The organism is Streptomyces sp. NPDC005263, from assembly GCF_042872365.1.
Taxonomy (GTDB): domain Bacteria; phylum Actinomycetota; class Actinomycetes; order Streptomycetales; family Streptomycetaceae; genus Streptomyces.
On record NZ_JBIAKJ010000005.1, the window covers coordinates 519,922 to 537,966 of the forward strand.

Annotated in this window: 15 protein-coding genes and 1 pseudogene; 7 read left to right on the top strand and 9 right to left on the bottom strand. The window is 71.7% G+C overall.

What is annotated here, in order from left to right:
* Positions 1-7 precede the first annotated feature (7 nt).
* From ACFYRY_RS24825 to ACFYRY_RS24840, 4 genes are all read right to left on the bottom strand, one after another.
* On the bottom strand, positions 8-1,321 hold the full coding sequence (locus ACFYRY_RS24825; RefSeq protein ID WP_389149577.1) for a hypothetical protein: 1,314 nt from the start codon (positions 1,319-1,321) through the stop codon (positions 8-10).
* The gene (locus ACFYRY_RS24830) at positions 1,318-2,583 is read right to left on the bottom strand and encodes a glycosyltransferase (protein ID WP_389150269.1); all 1,266 of its coding nucleotides are present in this window, start codon (positions 2,581-2,583) and stop codon (positions 1,318-1,320) included. Before ACFYRY_RS24830 ends, ACFYRY_RS24825 begins: the two co-directional genes overlap by 4 nt.
* 201 nt (positions 2,584-2,784) lie before the next feature.
* Complete coding sequence (locus ACFYRY_RS24835) at positions 2,785-3,324, bottom strand: hypothetical protein (RefSeq protein ID WP_389149580.1); 540 nt, start codon at positions 3,322-3,324, stop codon at positions 2,785-2,787.
* 10 nt (positions 3,325-3,334) lie between these two features.
* A complete protein-coding gene (locus tag ACFYRY_RS24840; RefSeq protein WP_389149583.1) occupies positions 3,335-3,841 on the bottom strand; it encodes a SigE family RNA polymerase sigma factor in 507 nt (168 codons plus the stop codon).
* Positions 3,842-4,087: 246 nt separating this feature from the next.
* Here ACFYRY_RS24840 and ACFYRY_RS24845 point away from each other — a divergent pair, with 246 nt between their 5' ends.
* Positions 4,088-4,477, top strand: coding sequence for a DUF6193 family natural product biosynthesis protein (locus ACFYRY_RS24845; RefSeq protein ID WP_389150272.1), 390 nt, complete (start codon positions 4,088-4,090; stop codon positions 4,475-4,477).
* A gap of 195 nt (positions 4,478-4,672) precedes the next feature.
* Here the strand turns inward: ACFYRY_RS24845 and pgm are convergent, their stop codons facing one another.
* The gene (pgm, locus tag ACFYRY_RS24850; protein ID WP_389149586.1) at positions 4,673-6,313 is read right to left on the bottom strand and encodes a phosphoglucomutase (alpha-D-glucose-1,6-bisphosphate-dependent); all 1,641 of its coding nucleotides are present in this window, start codon (positions 6,311-6,313) and stop codon (positions 4,673-4,675) included.
* Between the two features lie 150 nt (positions 6,314-6,463).
* Between pgm and ACFYRY_RS24855 the strand changes: the two genes are divergently transcribed.
* Complete coding sequence (locus ACFYRY_RS24855) at positions 6,464-8,002, top strand: CHAD domain-containing protein (protein WP_389149589.1); 1,539 nt, start codon at positions 6,464-6,466, stop codon at positions 8,000-8,002.
* Positions 8,003-8,254: 252 nt separating this feature from the next.
* On the opposite strand, the pseudogene ACFYRY_RS24860 reads toward ACFYRY_RS24855, so the two are convergent.
* Positions 8,255-9,238: pseudogene (locus ACFYRY_RS24860) on the bottom strand (MASE1 domain-containing protein); the annotation flags it as partial.
* Entirely contained in the window at positions 9,238-10,119 is an 882-nt protein-coding gene (locus ACFYRY_RS24865; protein WP_389149592.1) for a PP2C family protein-serine/threonine phosphatase, read from the bottom strand. The gene ACFYRY_RS24865 and the pseudogene ACFYRY_RS24860, both read right to left, overlap by 1 nt.
* A gap of 318 nt (positions 10,120-10,437) precedes the next feature.
* Between ACFYRY_RS24865 and ACFYRY_RS24870 the strand changes: the two genes are divergently transcribed.
* The 3 genes from ACFYRY_RS24870 (at position 10,438) to ACFYRY_RS24880 (ending at position 12,464) form a co-directional block, all read left to right on the top strand.
* Positions 10,438-11,037, top strand: a complete 600-nt coding sequence (locus tag ACFYRY_RS24870) for a hypothetical protein (protein WP_389149595.1) — start codon at positions 10,438-10,440, stop codon at positions 11,035-11,037.
* Positions 11,038-11,161: 124 nt separating this feature from the next.
* Positions 11,162-11,863 (top strand): class F sortase, encoded by a 702-nt coding sequence (locus tag ACFYRY_RS24875; protein ID WP_389149598.1) that lies wholly within the window; start codon positions 11,162-11,164, stop codon positions 11,861-11,863.
* Between the two features lie 151 nt (positions 11,864-12,014).
* Entirely contained in the window at positions 12,015-12,464 is a 450-nt protein-coding gene (locus tag ACFYRY_RS24880; protein WP_389149601.1) for a hypothetical protein, read from the top strand.
* 82 nt (positions 12,465-12,546) lie between these two features.
* On the opposite strand, the gene ACFYRY_RS24885 is transcribed toward ACFYRY_RS24880, so the two are convergent.
* Both ACFYRY_RS24885 and ACFYRY_RS24890 read right to left on the bottom strand, forming a co-directional pair.
* Entirely contained in the window at positions 12,547-13,911 is a 1,365-nt protein-coding gene (locus ACFYRY_RS24885; RefSeq protein WP_389149603.1) for an alpha-lytic protease prodomain-containing protein, read from the bottom strand.
* Positions 13,912-14,253: 342 nt separating this feature from the next.
* Positions 14,254-15,138 carry an oxaloacetate decarboxylase gene (locus ACFYRY_RS24890; RefSeq protein WP_389149606.1) on the bottom strand — a complete coding sequence of 295 codons (885 nt, stop codon included), beginning with the start codon at positions 15,136-15,138 and terminating at the stop codon, positions 14,254-14,256.
* Between the two features lie 248 nt (positions 15,139-15,386).
* On the opposite strand from ACFYRY_RS24890, the gene ACFYRY_RS24895 reads away from it, so the two are divergent.
* The gene (locus ACFYRY_RS24895; protein ID WP_389149609.1) at positions 15,387-16,535 is read left to right on the top strand and encodes a substrate-binding domain-containing protein; all 1,149 of its coding nucleotides are present in this window, start codon (positions 15,387-15,389) and stop codon (positions 16,533-16,535) included.
* A 150-nt stretch (positions 16,536-16,685) separates the two neighbouring features.
* Entirely contained in the window at positions 16,686-18,017 is a 1,332-nt protein-coding gene (locus ACFYRY_RS24900; RefSeq protein WP_389149612.1) for an ABC transporter substrate-binding protein, read from the top strand.
* Positions 18,018-18,045: the final 28 nt, after the last annotated feature.

Below are 18,045 nucleotides of genomic sequence, written 5' to 3' on the forward strand. Positions count from 1 at the left end.
AGGGGGCCTACGGGACCCCCACTTCGAAGAGCACGTATCCCGCGTACGAGCCCGACGCGACCGCTGTGATGCCGAGCAAGGTGAACAGCGTGGGCAGACCGAGGCCGCGCAACTTGACGGCCACGGGGATGAAGAGAGGGAAGAGCGGGAGCAGGTAGCGGGAGACGTTGCCGAATATCTGCTGGCTGCCCAGGACCAAGGCGAGGGTGAGGAGCGTGTAGACGGGCAGGACGGCCGGTGGGCGCAGGCGGATCAGCAGCGGGATCAGCAGCACCGCCAGGAGGACCACGCCCGCGCCGATGGTGTCCTCCAGGGGGTACGCGAAGAGGTAGTCGAAGCGGCCCACGGCCATGGAGGTGAACACGTCGACGGTTTGTTCGCCGTAGTCGAAGGTGTGCGCCCAGGCCCCCTTCTGGAGCTTGAAGTAGCCACTGAGGTCGCCCATCCGGTTGCCGACCCAGAGCAGGTAGCCGACGAGTCCGAGCGGCGCGATCAGGATCGCGGTCCATGGGCGGGCGATGTCGTCGTGACGGCGGTGCAGCGCCAGCAGCCCGGCGACGGTGAGCGCGGCGATGAGCGCGACGGAGGTGGGGCGGTTGAGGCCGGCGGCGAAGGTGAGGATGCCGGCGGTGAGCCAGCGGTCGCTCATCACGGCGTGGCAGGCCCAGACGGCGAGGGCGACGTAGAGGGACTCCGAGTAGGCCGCCCACTCCATGCCCGAGCCGGGCCAGACGGCCCACAGTCCGGCCGCGGCCAGCCCGGCCCGGCGGCCACCGAACCGGGCGGTGACGGCGTAGATGCCGAGGGCGGCCACGAACGAGGCGACGACCGAGACGAGCATGCCGGAGCCGTACAGACCGAGCCCCGTGCCTTCGGAGACGATCCGCATGGTCGCCGGGTAGAGCGGGAAGAACGCGGCCGAGTTGCCCTCGAGGGTGATGAGTCCCTTGGCGCCGGCGACCGGAACGAGAGCGGGGTCGTACCCGTGGGCGGCGATCTGCTGGTACCACCAGCCGTCCCAGCTCGCCAGCACGTCCCAGGCATGGGCGCCGCCGCCGAAACGCGGGTCCCTTTTCCGGTACTCCCCCGAGGAGTTGAGCAGGTACATGAAGACGGAGAAGCCGATGAGCTTCAGTACGCCGTAGAGGGCCAGTACGGGACCGTGGTGGGCGGCCCAGCGTCTCAGGCGCCCCCGCCAGGCGTGCCTCCACCAGCGATACGGGGTGCGGCTCGGGTCGGGGACGGGGCTCGGGCCCAGGACGGCGGACTCGGTGGGGTCGGGCCCGGGGATGACCGCGGGTGTCGGCATCGTGTGGTTCATGCGGCAGTGGATCCCGTCCCGCGGCGGCGGACCGGGAACACCCAGGCCCGGAAGAGCAGGAAGCGCAGGAGTGTCGCGCCCAGGTTGGCGGCGACGAGCACCCCGATCTCGGTGGGCCGCGCGGGTCTCGGTGCCACCTGGTGCAGCACGGCCAGAGATCCGCTGGTGAGTGTCAGACCGACCACGAACACCAGCAGGCCCTTTGCCTGGTGGCGCAGCGCGCCGCCCCGGCCGCGCAGCCCGAAGGTGAGCCGACGGTTCGCGGCCGTGTTGGCGACCGCGCAGATCAACAGGGCCAGCGCGTTGGCGGCCTGCGATCCGGTCGGCGGGCGCAACAGCGCGTACAGCAGCACGTATCCGACGGTGCTCACGGCTCCCACCGCCGCGAAGCGCAGCAGTTGGCCGGGCAGACCGCCGGCCGAGTGGTCGACGCCGCCTCGCCGCAGCCCGGCCGTGGGCAGTGTGCCCCGGGCCAGGGACCGGCCCATCCTGGCGATGCCCCGCAGGTCCGCCAGCGCCGTGGACAGGATGTCGACCCGGCTGTCGGGATCGTCCACCCAGTCGACCGGCACCTCGTGGATGCGCAACCCGGCCCGCTCCGCTATCACCAGCAGTTCGGTGTCGAAGAACCACCCCGAGTCCTGCACCAGGGGCAGCAGCCGCTCGGCGACATCACGTCGTACCGCCTTGAATCCGCACTGCGCGTCGGAGAACCCCACGGCGAGGGTGGAGCGCAACAGGACGTTGTAGCAACGGGAGATGACCTCGCGCTTCGGGCCCCGCACCACGCGGGCACCGCGGGCCAGGCGGGTGCCGATCGCGATGTCGGAGTGGCCGGAGATCAGCGGGGCGACCAGCGGCAGCAGCGCCGTCAGGTCGGTCGACAGGTCCACGTCCACGTAGGCGAGTACCGGTGCCCGCGAGGTGGACCACGCCGCGTGCAGCGCGCCGCCTCGCCCCTTCTCGGCCAGCCGCAGCGACCGCGCTTCCGGTAACTCGGCGGCCAGCCGGGCCGCGATCCGTGGGGTGTCGTCGGTGCTGGCGTTGTCCGCGACGGTGATCCGGAACGGGTACGGGAAGGTCTCGCGCAGATGCGCGTGGAGCCGCCGCACGCTCGGCTCCAGTTCCGCCTCCTCGTTGAACACCGGGACCACCACGTCCAGAACGGGATCCCGGTGATGCGCCGACACCGGTGTGCGGAGCGGCAGTTGGTCCAGCGGGCAGTCGGTCGCGGAGTCCCCCGGATGATCCGGATGATCCATGGAGTGGCCCTTCAGCGCGGCCGTCCCGATATTTGTCACGATGTGTCCGTGTCTGTGTTCTGTCGCAGGGCATGCCGAGGTCACTCGCGGCGATGGTGCGACCGGCGGGCAGGGGTCAGGAGTTACGAGGTGCCGGTCTCGGCTTGTCGTTGCCGTTGAGGGAATGCGTGGAGGTTGGCCGGCCGGTGTCGGCCGGGCCGGTTATCCGGTGTCGGCCGAGCCCCAGGTCGCCGACGGATCGTTGGTCGACGGCATGGTCGTCGGTGCGGACGGAGTGTGTGTCGCCCCCGAACTCGAGGTCGGCGGCGGGGAGGTGGTCGACGAGACGTTCGGGCCGGAGGGCAGCCCGTCGGGATCGCCGGTCGTCGTCGGCGTCTCCGACGGGCCGACGGTCCCCTCGATGGTCGGGTCGGCGGTCGCGGTGGGGGGCGGGGCGGTCACGGACCGGGACGCGGGCGCGTCCGGAGTCCGGGTCGGAGTCGTGGTCGGCCCGGCCGGGCTCGTCACGGGCCGCGGAAGGGGAGCCTGGGGCCTGTTCTCGACGGGGTCGCGGGGCAGCAGGAAGAAGCCGATGCCGAGTCCGGCGACGGCCAGGGCGCACCCCACGGCCCGCTGCGCCACCCGCGCGCGCCGCCGGGACCGCACTCCGGACCGCAGGCGGTCTCGGTGCCGCGGCTCGAAGGGGGCGTGTTCCTGGGTGTCGCGCATCATCCGCGACAACTCCCGCTCGAAGTGATCCATGGCCTCCCCTTCACCCCACCGGCTCGATGACATCGGCCAGGATCCGACGCAGCCGGGCCACGCCGCGTGACGCGTGGGATCGGGCCGTGCCCACCGGGCACCCCAACACCTCCGCGACCTGCTTCTCCGACAGGTCCTGGTAGTAACGCAGCACCACCGCGGCCCGCTGCCGCGGCGGCAACTGGGCCAGCGCGGCTTCCAGCCGGGAGCGCTCCACCACCGCGGCGGAGACGTCCCCCGTCGTCGCCAGGTCGGGCAGCTGCTCCACGGGGCGCTCGCCCCACCAGAGCCGCCTCGCCGAGCGTGCCGCCGCTCGCGCCAGCACCTTGCGCAGGTACGCCTCCGGCGCCTCGTCGGCGATCTTGGGCCAGACGAACCAGAGCTTGACCAGGGCCTCTTGGAGCAGGTCCTCGGCACGGTGCCGATCGCCTCCCACGAGGAGACGGGCGAGGTTCAGCAACGCCGACCAGCGGGCCGCCACGAACCCGTCGAACCCCTCGGCTCGACTCTGCTCCATCCGCACCGTCCCCGTTCCGGTCAACCCTCTACATCCAGGGAAAGGCCGTGGGACCGGCACTACGATGCACTCCGAGCCTATGATCCAGATCACATCGCCCCGTACGCGGGGCGGCCGGTGGACGAGAACGTCACCGCCTCGCTCCCACCGATTTCAGGCAACGGCCGCGACACTATGACAGTGGACGCGAATGACGAGACCCGCGATCAACAAGTGCCCCTGCCTCCAAGGCCGGTTCTGCCAGACATGGCCGCGGCACGCAGTCGCGGGCCGGCTGACGTTGTCGAGGCCCATTGGCAGTCCCTACGACTCAGCTGGCAGTGGAGACACGCCGTACACAGGGTCCGCTCGCCCGGGCGCCCGTATCCGGACACCGTTGCGCTGTGGGAGGCTGCCGCCGCTCAACCACGACTCCGACGGCTGTGTCCGTTCACCAGCCACTTCGCCCTGCTCTTCAGCAGCTCCACCAGCTACCCCTGGAATGTGCAGGCCGGATCGATCGAGCCCCTGGACAACGGACGGTTCAAGGTGCGCCGAGGCAGTACTTCCGCCGTGATCGGCGACGTCGAGACCGCCGAAGAGGCTGTGGCCATGGTGCTTGACCTCCTGCCCACCGGCCCCGAGCCGTCACCCTGAAGAGCATCGCGGAGTCCATCGCCCAGGGTCTCCTGACCCCCTCATGAGTGACGCCGAAGGCGCCCTTGACGAGCCGACGCGACCCAGGCGAAATCGCCGCAGGTCGGCGAGTTCCGTCGGCCCCCCTCATCCGGGCTGATGACGGCCACACCGTCGACCAGGTCGAGTACTGCCCGGTCACGCTCGCTCGTCGCCTCAGCCGCCCAGTGCCGTACGGACCACCGCCTTGGCCTCCTCCTGCACCTGGGCGAGGTGGTCGGGGCCGAGGAACGACTCGGCGTAGATCTTGTAGACGTCCTCGGTGCCCGAAGGGCGGGCCGCGAACCAGGCGTTGGCCGTGGTGACCTTGATACCGCCGATCGGCGCCCGGTTGCCGGGGGCCTCGGTGAGTACGGCGGTCACCGCGTCGCCGGCCAGGGTGTCCGCGCTGACCTGGGCGGGCGAGAGCTTGCCGAGCAGGGCCTTCTCCTCGCGGGTGGCGGGCGCGTCGATGCGGGCGTACGCGGGCTCGCCGAAGCGGGCTGTCAGTGCGGAGTAGTGCTCCGACGGTGTCTTCCCGGTGACCGCCGTGATCTCGCCGGCCAGCAGCGCGAGGATGATGCCGTCCTTGTCGGTGGTCCACACCGAGCCGTCCCGGCGCAGGAACGACGCGCCGGCCGACTCCTCGCCGCCGAACCCGAGCGATCCGTCGACCAGTCCGTCCACGAACCACTTGAACCCGACCGGCACCTCGACCAGCCGGCGTCCCAGGTCGGCGGCGACCCGGTCGATCATCCCGGACGACACCAGCGTCTTGCCGATGCCCGCTGCGGCGGGCCACCCCTCGCGGTGCGCGAAGAGGTAGGAGATGGCCGCGGCCAGGTAGTGGTTGGGGTTCATCAGCCCCGCGTCGGGCGTGACGATGCCGTGCCGGTCGGCGTCGGCGTCGTTGCCGGTGGCGATCTGGAAGCGGTCGCGTTGCTCGATGAGGGAGGCCATGGCGTACGGCGACGAGCAGTCCATGCGGATCTTGCCGTCCCAGTCCAGCGTCATGAACCGCCAGGTCGGGTCGGCGAGCGGGTTGACCACGGTGAGGTCGAGCCCGTGCTGCTCGGCGATCCGGCCCCAGTAGGCGACCGAGGCCCCGCCCAGCGGGTCGGCGCCGATACGGACGCCCGCCGAGCGGATCGCGTCCAGGTCCAGGACGCTGGGCAGGTCGGCCACGTACGTGCCGAGGAAGTCGTAGCGCCCCGTGCCCTCGGCGGTGAGCGCCCGGGTGTAAGGGATGCGCCGGACGTCCTTGAGGCCGGCCGCGATGATCTCGTTGGCGCGGTCCTGGATCCAGGTCGTCGCCCCGGAGGCGGCCGGGCCGCCGTTCGGCGGGTTGTACTTGAACCCTCCGTCGGCGGGCGGGTTGTGCGACGGGGTGACGACGACGCCGTCCGCGAGGCCCGAGGTCCGCCCGCGGTTGTGGGTGAGGATGGCGTGCGAGACGGCCGGGGTGGGTGTGTAACCGTCCGCGCTGTCGATGAGCACGGTGACCTCGTTGGCCGCGAAGACCTCGAGGGCGGTGACCCTCGCCGGCTCCGACAGGGCGTGCGTGTCGGCCCCCAGGAACAGGGGGCCGTCGGTGCCCTGGTCGGCGCGGTACTCGCAGATGGCCTGGCTGGTCGCGGCGATGTGCGCCTCGTTGAACGCGGTCGCCAGGGACGACCCGCGGTGCCCGGACGTCCCGAACGCGACCCGTTGCCCCGGTTCGGTCGGGTCGGGGTGCAACGCGTAGTACGCGGTGACCAGTCGGGCGACGTCGACGAGGTCCTCCGGACCGGCCTGCTTGCCCGCTCGCTCGTGCTGCATGCCCGCTCCCACAGATCGTTCGGCCTACGGTGAAGCCCCTATCCTTCCTCGTCACGGCAGTGTTCCGCGAGTCCGCCTCGGGTTCCCGGCGGGAACAGCGGAAGTGCCTCCGCGGGTTTGATTCGGGCTGAGATGTGTACGCGGAACCACATGGCCCAGTCGACACGAGAGACGGAACGAAAGTACGAGGCTCCGGCGGCGGAGGACACGTCCTGGCTGCCCGACCTCACCAAGGTGGACGCCATCGCGTCCGTGGTGGACCGCGGCACCGACGACCTCGACGCCGTGTACTACGACACCGTGGACCTGCGGCTGGTCGACGCCTCGGCCACGCTGCGCCACCGGACGGGCGGCGCCGACGCCGGCTGGCACCTCAAGCTGCCGCTGTCCGGCGACAGCCGCGAGGAACTGCGCGCCCCCCTGTCCGACACGGTCCCGGACGACCTGCGTGACCTGGTGCTCTCCCGTACCCGGGGTGCGGAACTGAGGCCGGTGGTCCGCCTGCGCACCGAACGTCACCGGCGCGAGTTCGTGGACGCCGGGGGCACCGTGCTGGGCGAACTGAGCATCGACGCGGTCGAGGCGGAGTCACTGCTCGCCGGGGCCACGCGGGCCTCGTGGACGGAGCTGGAGGTCGAGCTCTCCGAGAGCGCCGACCCTCAGCTGCTGCGGGCCGTGGACAAGGTGCTGCGCGAGGCCGACGTCAAGCGGCTGCCCGGTCCGTCCAAGCTCGCCCGCGCCCTGGAGGAGACGGCGGTGGGCGCGCCGCGGCTGCCGGACGCGCGGGCCGAGGACGTGGTCGCGGGCTCGGCCGGCGATCTGGTCCTCGCGTATGTGGAGAAGCAGGTGCGGACCCTGGTCGAACTCGACCCCGCGGTCCGCCGGAACCTGCCGGACTCCGTGCACAGGATGCGGGTCGCCTGTCGTCGGCTGCGGAGTGTGCTTCGCTCGTACCGTTCGGTCCTGGACCGCGCGGCGACCGACCCCGTGCGCGGGGAGCTGAAGTGGCTGGCCGGTGAACTGGGCGTGGAGCGCGACCACGAGGTGCTTCAGGAACGGCTCGACGCCGGGCTCGGGGCGCTGCCGCGGGAACTGGTCCTGGGACCCGTCACCGCCCGGCTCCAGGCGTGGCACGTCACCAAGAGCTCCGAGGCCCGGACGCGTACCCAGGACGCCTTGGCGTCGCCCCGCTATCTGGCCCTGCTGGACTCGCTGGCCGGTCTGGTCGCGCGGCCCCCGCTGCGCCGCAAGGCCGCCGGGAAGCCGAAGGACGTGATGGCCAAGGCGGTCCTCAAGGAGTACGACCGGTTCGCCGACCGGGTCGGCATCGCCCTGGAGACGCCCCCCGGCCCGGACCGGGACGTGGCCCTGCACCAGGCACGCAAGGCGGCCAAGAAGGCCCGGTACGTCACGGAGCCGGCCCGCGTCTCGCTCGGCAAGCCCGTCCAGCGCCTCGGCAAGCGCGTCAAGAGCGTGCAGAAGGTGCTCGGCGACCACCAGGACAGCGTGGTGGCCCGGGCCGAGCTGCGCCGGATGGCGGCGGCGGCGGGAACGTCCGGTGAGGCGAGCTTCACCTGGGGCCTTCTGTACGGGCGGGAGCAGACGGTGGCCGGTGAGCGGCAGCGGGAACTGCCGAAGGCCTGGGCCCGCGCCTCGAAGCCCGCGTTGCGCAAGGCGCTGAGGCGCTGAGTCGGACAGATCGCGGATCCCACCTGGACCGCACCCGCGTCAGGGCCTGTCGGGCCGGTCACCGCCGTCGGTGTCTCCGGGCGGCGGGCCGGGCAGGTCGCCGTCACTCATGTCCCTGGGCGGCCGGTCGTGCAGATCACCACCGCCACCCTCACCGGCCGGGCGGCCCGGCAGACCGCCACCACCCGTCTCACCCGGCGGCCCATCGCCCTCACCATGGTCACGGGCCGCCCGGTCGGGGCGGTACCCGCCGTCCATGTCTCTAGTCGGCTGGGCGCGTGGTGTGTCGCCGGCGGTGAGGTGTTCCAGGACCTCGACCAGTTCCTGGCAGGCTTGTTCCACCGAGCGTCTGGTGTTGCGTTGCTCGGTGATGACGGCCGACAGGAGCAGGGCGATCATGGCCATGGTGCCGTTGAACGCCTGCAGTTTGATCATCACGTCGATGCTGGACAGCCCGGCGAAGGGGCCGATCACGTCCGTCGCGGCGACGGTGGCCATGACGGACGTGAAGAGGGCGCAGAGCATGCTCCCGACCAGGAGGAAGCGCAGCGCGGCCCAGATCAGCAGCGGATAGACGAGGAACAGGAGGCTGGCCTCGTCACGGGTGGCCGTCGGTACGACGACGCAGGTGATGGCGGTCAGCGCCAGGGCCTCCTTCCACCGGCCCATGGGCAGCGGCAGGCGGGCCCGGTACAGCAACAGCAGGAGCGGGGTGACGATCAGGACGCCCATCGCGTCGCCCACCCACCACGCGAGCCAGACCGGCCAGAAGCTCCCGGCGTCCAGCCGGCCGGTGACCACGAGGATGCCGACGCCCACCGTGGAGCTGATCAGCATGCTGGCCAGCGCCCCCAGGAACACCAGGGCGAGGCCGTCCCGCAACCGGCTGAGATCGATGCGGAAGCCCACCCGGCGCAGCAGGAGGTACGCGCACAGGGGAGCGAGGGTGTTGCCCGCCAGGTTGGCGAGCACGTCGGGCCGGAACGCGGTGATGTGCAGGATGACGAGGAGGACACCCAGCGCGATGCCGGGCAGGACACGGGGCCCGAGGATCAGCAGGCAGGCCACCGCGACACCCGTGGGCGGCCAGATGGGCGTGAACACCGCGCCCTCGACGACCAGGTCCCGCAACAGTCCGAGCAGCCCTGCCGCGTAGTAGCCGCCGGCGACTGCCAGCGTCTGGAGGGCGAAGACGCCGGTGCGGCGCAGATCCTCGGTGCCCACCACACCAGCCATCAGACACCGGTAGCGCCGTCCCGGCGAGACGTGGGGCGCGCGCTGCCGCCCTCTGGCTGAACCTCGGGCCCGTCGTAGCCGAGGACCAGCACCGCGGCGTCGTCCTCGTGGCCCACTCGGTCGGCTCCCTTGATCACGGCGGCGGCGAGCGCGTCCACCCCCATGCCCGCCACCACGGCGACGCCCGCCAGCCGGACCACCTGGTCGAGCCCCTCGTCGACCTCCATCAGGGGGCCTTCCACCACGCCGTCCGTGAGCAGGACGATCACTCCGCCCGTGGTGAGCCGGTGCCGGGCCACCGGGTAGGTCAGTCCCGCCTGGATGCCGAGCGGCGGTCCCCCTTCGCCGTCGACGATGCCTGACTTCCCGTCCGCGGTGGCCCAGACAGAGGGGATGTGCCCGGCCCGGGCGCTCTCCAGCACGCCGGTGGACGGGTCGAGCCGCATGAACGTGCAGGTCGCGAACAGTTCGGTGCCAAGGGCCAGGAGCAGGTCGTTCGTCTTGGCGAGGAGCTCGCCGGGCTCGCTCGTGACGGACGCGAGCGCCCGCAGCCCGACCCGTACCTGACCCATGAACGCGGCGGCCTCGATGTTGTGCCCCTGGACGTCGCCGATCGACAGCCCGACGCGGCCGTCGGGCATCGTGAAGGCGTCGTACCAGTCCCCGCCCACATTGAGGCCGTGGTAGGCCGGTGCGTAGCGCACGGCGAGGTGGTAGCGCGGGGCCGCGGGCATGTCCGCCGGCAGCATGCCGCTCTGCAGGGCGATGGCCAGTTCGACCTGGGAGCGCTGTAGTTCCGCGCGTTCGCGCGCCTGCGCGGTCAGCGATCCGAGCCTGGTCAGCAGCTCGTCGCCGTCGTCCGTGGGGCGCTTGCGGGACATGATCGCTCCGGGAGGATGTCGACCCCTTGGGGCAAAATCCCCAAATGGTTCTTTATCGGATGATAGCGATGCCAGAGTGCGGGCCGGAAGCCAGGACTCTGAGACGTGATCGCCTCCGCCGCCGCGGAAGGGGCACCACGCCGTTCGGAGCACCCCGCCTCGGGGCCGTACGGGGGACCTCCCGCCCCGCCGGGTCGCCCGACTGAGCGCCTTGAGTGGTGGGATCCCCGGGTGTGACTGACGGTGGATCATGTCGAGGCCGGGTCAGTCCAGCTGACGCGACGCCAGCTGCCCAGGCCGAGACGGAAGGAATCCCGGATGCGCTCCACACGGATGCTCCTGGCCACCGCGGCCGCCTCCGCCGTTCTCGCGATCACCGCACCCGGCGCCTACGCGGCCGACCAAGACCCGGGCCACGAGGACTCGTCGTACAGCAAGGAGAAGGAGCACGGCAAGGACCACGGCGACAAGTCGCCGCACGGCGGGATGCACACCGGTGGCGGTGCGCTGACCACGGTGAACGAGGACGACTGGGGCAAGGAGCACGGCAAGGACCACGGCCACAAGTCGCCGCACGGCGGGATGCACACCGGTGGCGGTGCGCTGACCACGGTGAACGAGGACGACTGGGGCACCGCCAAGGACCCCAAGTACGACCCGGAGACGTACAAGGACAAGGACAAGGAAAAGGACGGCGGATACAAGAAGGAGTCGTCCGGCGGGTACGAGAAGGAGTCGTCCGGCGGGTACGAGAAGGACTCCTCCGGTGAGCACCACGGGAAGCCCCACGGCGGCGTGCACACCGGTGGCGGCGCCCTCGCCACGCCGGGCATGACCGGCGCCGGTATGGCCGTGCTGGGTGTCGCCGCGACCGGGCTGTACGCGGCGCGGCGCAGGTCGGCCGGAACCGCTGCCTGATCATGCCTGACGCGATAGCAGCCGGGCCCACCGCCGCCCCCAGCACCGGTCGGCGGGGGCCCGGCTCGCGTTCGCGTCCCCACCCCCCGCTGTGCTGCCGTGCCCGAGAGTGAGGTGCTGCCCGATGGCAGCCGGTCCTTCTTCCCCTACCGTCAGCGAGCCGGTACCGCCCGAGCAGGGGTCCCGCCTCGGCCTGGCGATGATCTGTGCCGTGGCCGCCCTGCTCCTGGCGGTGAACCTGTTCGGCGGACAAGACCCGTCGTCGGTGGCCGCCCGCCCACCGCAGGGGGCGCAGGCCGCCGCCCCCGCCGACCCGTCGACGGCGCCCGCCGACCCGTCGGCCGCGCCCACCGCGTCCCAGGCGGGCAAGAGTCTGCCGCGGTCGAGGCCGGTGCGCCTGATCATCCCGAAGATCTGGGTGGACGCCCCCTTCACCGACCTCGCCATCGAACCGACCGGGCAGCTCCAGGCCCCGCCCGCCGCCGACACCAACCTGGTGGGCTGGCACGCCCAGGGGACCTCCCCCGGGGAAGCCGGCACCGCCATCATCGCCGGGCACGTCGACACGGCCACCTCCCCGGCGGTCTTCGCCGGCCTCGGTGAGCTGAAGAAGGGTGACACCTTCCGGGTCCTGCGCGCGGATGGGCGCACGGCACACTTCGTGGTCGACAGCGCGCAGACGTTCGCCAAGAACGACTTTCCCGACCAGCGTGTGTACAACGACACCCCACGGGCCGAGGTCCGGCTCATCACCTGCGCGGGTGACTACGACCGCTCGGTCCGCGACTACACCGACAACCTGGTGGTCTTCGCCCACCTCGTCTGACGCGGGCGGACACCCGAGCGCACCCTGACATCTGTCAGGCACCGGTCGCCGTTCCGGTCTTCTAGGGTCGCCGGACGAGGGGTGGCCGGGCGGCGCGCAGCCGGCCGTACACCGCTCGATCAGCACTCCGCCGACACGGGAAAGAGGGCTCATGAGCCGCCGATCACTCTCGACTCTGCTGGCCGCGGGGGGCGCCGCCGCGGTGATGGCGCTCACTCAGGTCTCCGCCCAGGCCGCTTCGTTCCAGGGCGGCAACTACGGGGCGTACGCGATGGAGGGCCAGTACCCCACCATCTCCAGCTGCGCGGGCACGTTCCAGCAGGTCGGTGCCACGCGCTCCTGGGAGGGCATGACGCTGAAGTACTTCTACTCCTCCTCGTGCGGGTCCTTCGCGAGGATCGAGAACTCCCGCCCCAACTGCGCCGCTGTTCTGCAGCGGTCGAACTCCGGCACCGGGCGGGTGGACGGCTGGGTCTCCGAGACCGTCGACTCCGGCATCACCTACGCGTACACGAAGATCGGCAACAACCTCAACGGGCGCGTCTCGCGGGCCCTGCTCGCGTGTGACGGCCACGACGCGGTGTACACGAACTGGTACTGACGTCCCGCCGGCCGCGACCGATATGCGCTGAGCGGTGAGCCGCCCGTGAGGGCGGCTCACCGCTCAGTCGTTCCCGGAAGGGTCAGGCGCGCTGCCACAGAGCGGGCGTGGCGGCGGGCCGCAGCACTCCCTGCGCCTGGTGCGCCTGCAGACACACATAGGTGACACCGTCGTACGTCACCCGTGCTCCGGTGTCATAGACCCGGCCGCTGACCCACGAACCGGTCGGGGCGGGGGTCCCGGGGGTCTCGGCCTGCGCCGCGTTCGTCTTCAGGACGAGTCCGTAGGTGCTCAGCACCGGGTTGACCGGCTGGTAGAAGGTGGTGCCGCCCCTCGTGCAGTCGCCGGAACCGCCCGAGAGGACGCCCTGCGCCTGCGCGCCGGAGAGGTAGGAGCCGCCCGAGTCGCCCGGTTCGGCACACACCGTCGTACGCGTGACTCCGTCGATGGTGCCCTCGGAGTAGGTGACGCTGGTGTCGTGCTGCTGGATGGTGCCGCAGTGCCAGCCGGTGGTCGATCCGGAGCGGCAGACCGCGGCGCCGACCAGGGCCTGCGCCGAACCGGCGACCTGGACGTTCTGGCCGCCCTCGCCCTTGACGTAGGGCGTGGCGGTCCAGTTGCTGTTGGCGGCGACCCACGACATGTCGTGGCCGGGGAAGACGGAGGCCTGGAAGACGCCCTGGGCCACCTGGTTGAAGCCGGTGGTGGAGTCCCCCGCGTCGCCGCAGTGCCCGGCACTGACGAAGCCCTGCTTCTGCGCCTTGGTGACGGCGAAGCCGACGGAGCAGCGGGCGATGTCCTCGATGTAGTAGGCGTCGCCGCCCCGGATGTCGTGCAGGGTCCGCGGACGGTCCGCCGACACCTTCACCTTCGCCAGCGTGCCGTCGATCCTGGCGGCGGTGACGAGAGCGTCCCCGGCGGCCCGGCTGGTGGCCTGGACCGTCACGCGGTTTTTGCGCACGTCGATGTAGCGGACCGGGGCCGCGAGGGCGGTGGCCGCGGTCGCGGCGCGGTCCAGCTTCGACTTGGCGGCCTTGAGGTCCGCCAGGGTGTGTCTGACGACCGCGGCCTTCGCTCCGCCGGCCGCGATGGCGGGGGCGTCCGCGGCGTCGGTGGTCGCGACGGTGAGGTCGGCGGAGGTCGGGCCCTGCACCCAGGCCCCCGCGAAGCGCTTGCCCAGGGCGATCTGCAGCCGCCCGGCCCGGCTGCCGGCCTCGGCCTCGTTCTCCAGCCGCGTCCTGGCCTGAGCCTCGGTCAGTTTCAGGTCGCGCTGCATCGCGCGCAGCATCGCGGGCGCCGGCGTGTCGGCGCCGAGCGTCCGCGCGGCCGAGGGCGCGTCCACCGGTACGGGGGATGCGGCGGCCGACGCCTCGGGCAGTGCCGTCAGCACCAACGCGCCGAGCGCGGTCACGGCGGCGCAGGTCGCCGCGATGTGTCTGGGGGGCATACACGTCTCCTTGGTCTCAAAGGGAAAACGCCTCGAACCAGAGCCTTTGCCGCAACCCGGGCGGATGATGTCAGGCGTCCGCCGGTTCCGCGTATCGGACGACATGGGGGAGCCGCCCGGCGCAACGGGGCGCTGATCAGACGGGCTTGAGCGCGCCGTCCGCCTCCCGGGCTCGCCCCGTACACCGCCGCGCCGCCCGTCGTAGAACCTCAGGTGCGGGTCGGCCCGCAGGCCAGGGCTGAGAACTCGGCGGTCACACGGCCCGCTGGGCCAACCGGGCGCGGCCGCGTCATCGCTCGCGGCCGCGGTCCTCCGCACTCGTCGACCTGCGCTGCCGTCCCGTCACCGGGCCGTGGCGGCACCGCCGTCGCCACTGTCACCGCCGTCACCGCAGGTGCGGGCCAGGTTGCGCTCCAGCAGCGCCGTGGACTCGGCGACCCCCACGCCCCCTGCCTCCGTCACCGGCGCGAGCCTGCCGTCGGCCGCCTTCAGTTCGGTGAGCGCCGCGTCGATCGCCTCGTGCGCCGCGAACAGACACGGCGTGCTGTAGATCGCCACGTCGACGCCCAGTTCGGCCAGCTCGGACAGCGAGAGGCGGGGCGACCGGCCGCCCGCGATCTGGTTGAACAGCAAGGGCTTGTCGCCGACCACGTCACGGATCCGGCGGATCCACTCCACGCTGCGGACCCCGTCCACCAGCACCACGTCGGCGGCGGTCGCGGCCAGGGACTTCGCCCGCAGCAGGATGTCCTCCTCCTCGGTGGCGTCCGTGCGGGCGACGACCACCAGGTCACGGCGGGTGGCCAGGACCGCCGCCAGCTTGTCCAGGTACTCCTCCAGCGGCAGCACCTGTTTGCCGTCGGCGTGCCCGCAGCGGCGCGGGCGCTTCTGGTCCTCCAGGATCACCCCGGAAGCCCCGATCCGTTCCAGGTTCTCCACCACATGGCAGGCCACCTCGGTGTCGACATAGCCGTCGTCGATGTCGACCAGCAGGTCGTGCCGCGGGAAGGCGCCGCGCAGCCGCTGGACGAACGCCACCATGTCCGGCCAGGCGAGGAACCCGATGTCCGGCAGGCCGTAGTGGGACGCGGCGAAACCGAACCCGGAGACGAACATCCCGTCGTAGTGCCGCGCCGCGAGGGACGCGGAGTACATGTCGTGGACGCCGATCAGCGGGGTGGTCCCCGGTGCGGCGATCCGGTGGCGCAGCGTGCTCCCGTACGTCAAGGCTGGGCTCCTCCTCGGGCTGCGGTGCCCGGTGTCGTGGCTGATGCCGACGCCAGATGATTCACGGGACCGGCCGCCGGGCGCGCGTTCGGAACGGTCACGCTCACTCGCCCGGCGTAGCGCATTCACCGCAGAAACGTCACGCGGCCGTGGCCGGGCTCGTGACGTACGAGGGGCTCCGTTTCTGGGGACGATCGTTATGATGGCGCGCATCGCTCAAACGAACATTCAAGCGCTCGGGAGGCCTCGTGCGGGAGCCGGTCGATCTCAGGCATCAGCGGATCGTGGCCGCGGTGGAGGGTCGGGGCAGCGCGCGGGTCAGCGATCTCGCCGCCGAGCTGCGGGTGTCGGTGGTGACGATGCGCCGGGACGTCGAGGAGTTGGCCCGTGCGGGCAGGCTGCGGCGCGGACACGGCGTGGTCCACTCGACCGGGGCCGCACAGCAGTCGCCCGGCAGCGGCACCGGCACCGGCACCGGCACCAGGACCGGCGCCGACATCGACACCCCGGACCCGGACGGCGACACGGTGGCCGTGGTCGTACCGGAGCGGCACTCGTACCTGTACGAGACCCTGCACGGCGCCCGCACGGTGCTCGCGGAGGCGGGCCTGCGCATCGCGCTGCACATCGCGCCGCAGACCGCCGGAGCGGAACGCCCGTTGGCGGAGCGGGCGCTCGCGGCCGGCGCGCGGGGTCTGCTGCTGGCGCCCCGGTGGCGCACCCGCGACGCCGAGGAGGCCGACCACGGATGGCTCGCCGCGCTGGAGGTGCCGGCGGTGCTGATGGAGCGGCGGCCACGGGCGGGCGGCGCCCTGCACTCCCTGGACTCGGTGTGTTCGGACCACTGGTACGGCGCGCATCTCGCGGTGGAGCACCTGGTGGCGCTCGGCCACCGGCGGATCGTGTTCGCGACCCGGGACGACAGTCCCACCGCGCGCAGCCTGCGGGCCGCGTTCACCGAGATAGCCGGGGCGCATCCGCTGGTCGAGGAGTGGGCGTGGGCGCTGAGTTCTCCTGGGGTCGGCAAGGACGGGCCGTACACGGCGCGGGAGACGGCGGACGTTCCCACGCTGCTGCGCGAGCTCGGCGCGACGGCGGCGGTGCTGCACAGCGACGTGGACGCGCTGATGACCGTCCAGCGGTTGACGGAGAACGGCGTGCGCGTGCCGGAGGACTGTTCGGTGGTCGCCTACGACGACGTGCTCGCCGGGCTCGGCACCATCCCGCTCACCGCCGTGGCCCCGCCCAAGGCCGAGGTCGGGCGGGTGGCCGCGGAGCTGTTGGCACAGCGTCTGAAGAGCGGGCGCGGCCCCGGGTCGCCGGTGCGCCGCGTCGAGTTGCTGCCGTCGCTCACGGTGCGGGGTTCGACGAGGCAGCCGATCGCTCCGCAGGAATGAGCGTTTGACCGCTTTGATTTTCATCTGATCGATCTATTGACCGTTTACGGTCGGCGCGATGAGGATTCCCGTGTCCCGAACCGCCGTATCCCGAACCGCCTATCCCGAACCGCCGTGTCCCACCGTTCACGCAGAGCCGCGGGAGGCACCATGCTCGGTCGGCCCAGTCGCCGATCCGTGCTCGCCGCGACGGCCGCCGTACCGCTGTCAGGAGCCGTGAGCGCCTGCAGCGGGACGTCGGATTCCTCGTCGCGCAGCACCGGCAAGACAACGCGCGTCACGTTCTGGTCCGCCCTGCGCGGCAGCCAGGAAGTGGTCGACGCCTTCAACAAGACCCACTCCAGCGTCCAGGTCGACTTCCAGCAGATCCCCTCCGGAACCCAGGGCGGCTACGCGAAGCTCAGCAACGCGGCCCGGGCCGGCAACGCCCCCGACGTCGCCACCATCGAGTACCCGCAGATCCCCGGCTTCGCCATCGACGGCGTCGCCCGCGACATCACCGACCTGGTCAGCGACACGCTGCGGCGCAAGCTGCTGCCGCAGGCGCTCGGGCTGACCACCTTCCAGGGACGGGTGTTCAGCGTCCCGCTGGACGTCGAACCGATGGTGATGCACTACCGCACCGACCTGTTCGACCGTTTCGGCCTGCGCGTCCCCGGCAGCTGGGACGAGTTCGCCGAGCTGGCCCGTACGGTGCACCGCAAGACGCCCGACCGGCGACTGGTGCTCCTGCCCACGGACGGGGGGCCTCATTTCGCCGCCTGGTCCTGGCAGGCGGGCGCGCAGTGGTTCGACACCGGCAAGGGCGCCTGGAACGTCTCCCTCGCCGACGCGCCCACCCGGCGGGTGGCCGCGTACTGGCAACAACTCATCGACCACGACGACGTGTTCATGAACGCCGTGGACAGCAGACAGTACGACGCGCAACTCGCGGAAGGGCTGGTGCTCACCCGGCTCAGCGGCGCCTGGGACGCCGGCGCGCAGATGAACGCGCGCCCGGAGCAGAAGGGCCAGTGGCGGATCGCGCCGCTGCCGCAGTGGGACTCCGGGCGCCCGCACATCGGCACCCACGGCGGCTCCACGTTCGCCATCACCAAGGACAGCCAGGTGCCCGAGGCCGCGATGGAGTTCATCGAGTGGCAGGTGTCCCACCCGGACTCCCTGCGCGCCAGGCTGTCCAGCGGAGCCAGCAGCCAGTACCCGGCGGCCGGCGCGCTGGTCGCCGTCGGCCGCAAGGCGTTCGACCGCTCCTACTACGGCGGCCAGGACATCTACAGGCTCTTCCAGCAGGAGGCCGAGAAGATCCGGGACGGCTGGGTGTGGGGGCCGCGGATGACCGCGACGCTGAAGGTCATGCAGGACAACTTCGCCCGCGTGAGCAGCGGCCAGGGCTCCCTCATCGACTCCGTGCGCGCGGCCCAGGACGGCACCATGCCCGACCTGAAGGCCCTGGGCCTGTCCACCACCCAGCACAGCACCTGAGCCGCCCGAAAGGCAGGTGAACTCCCCC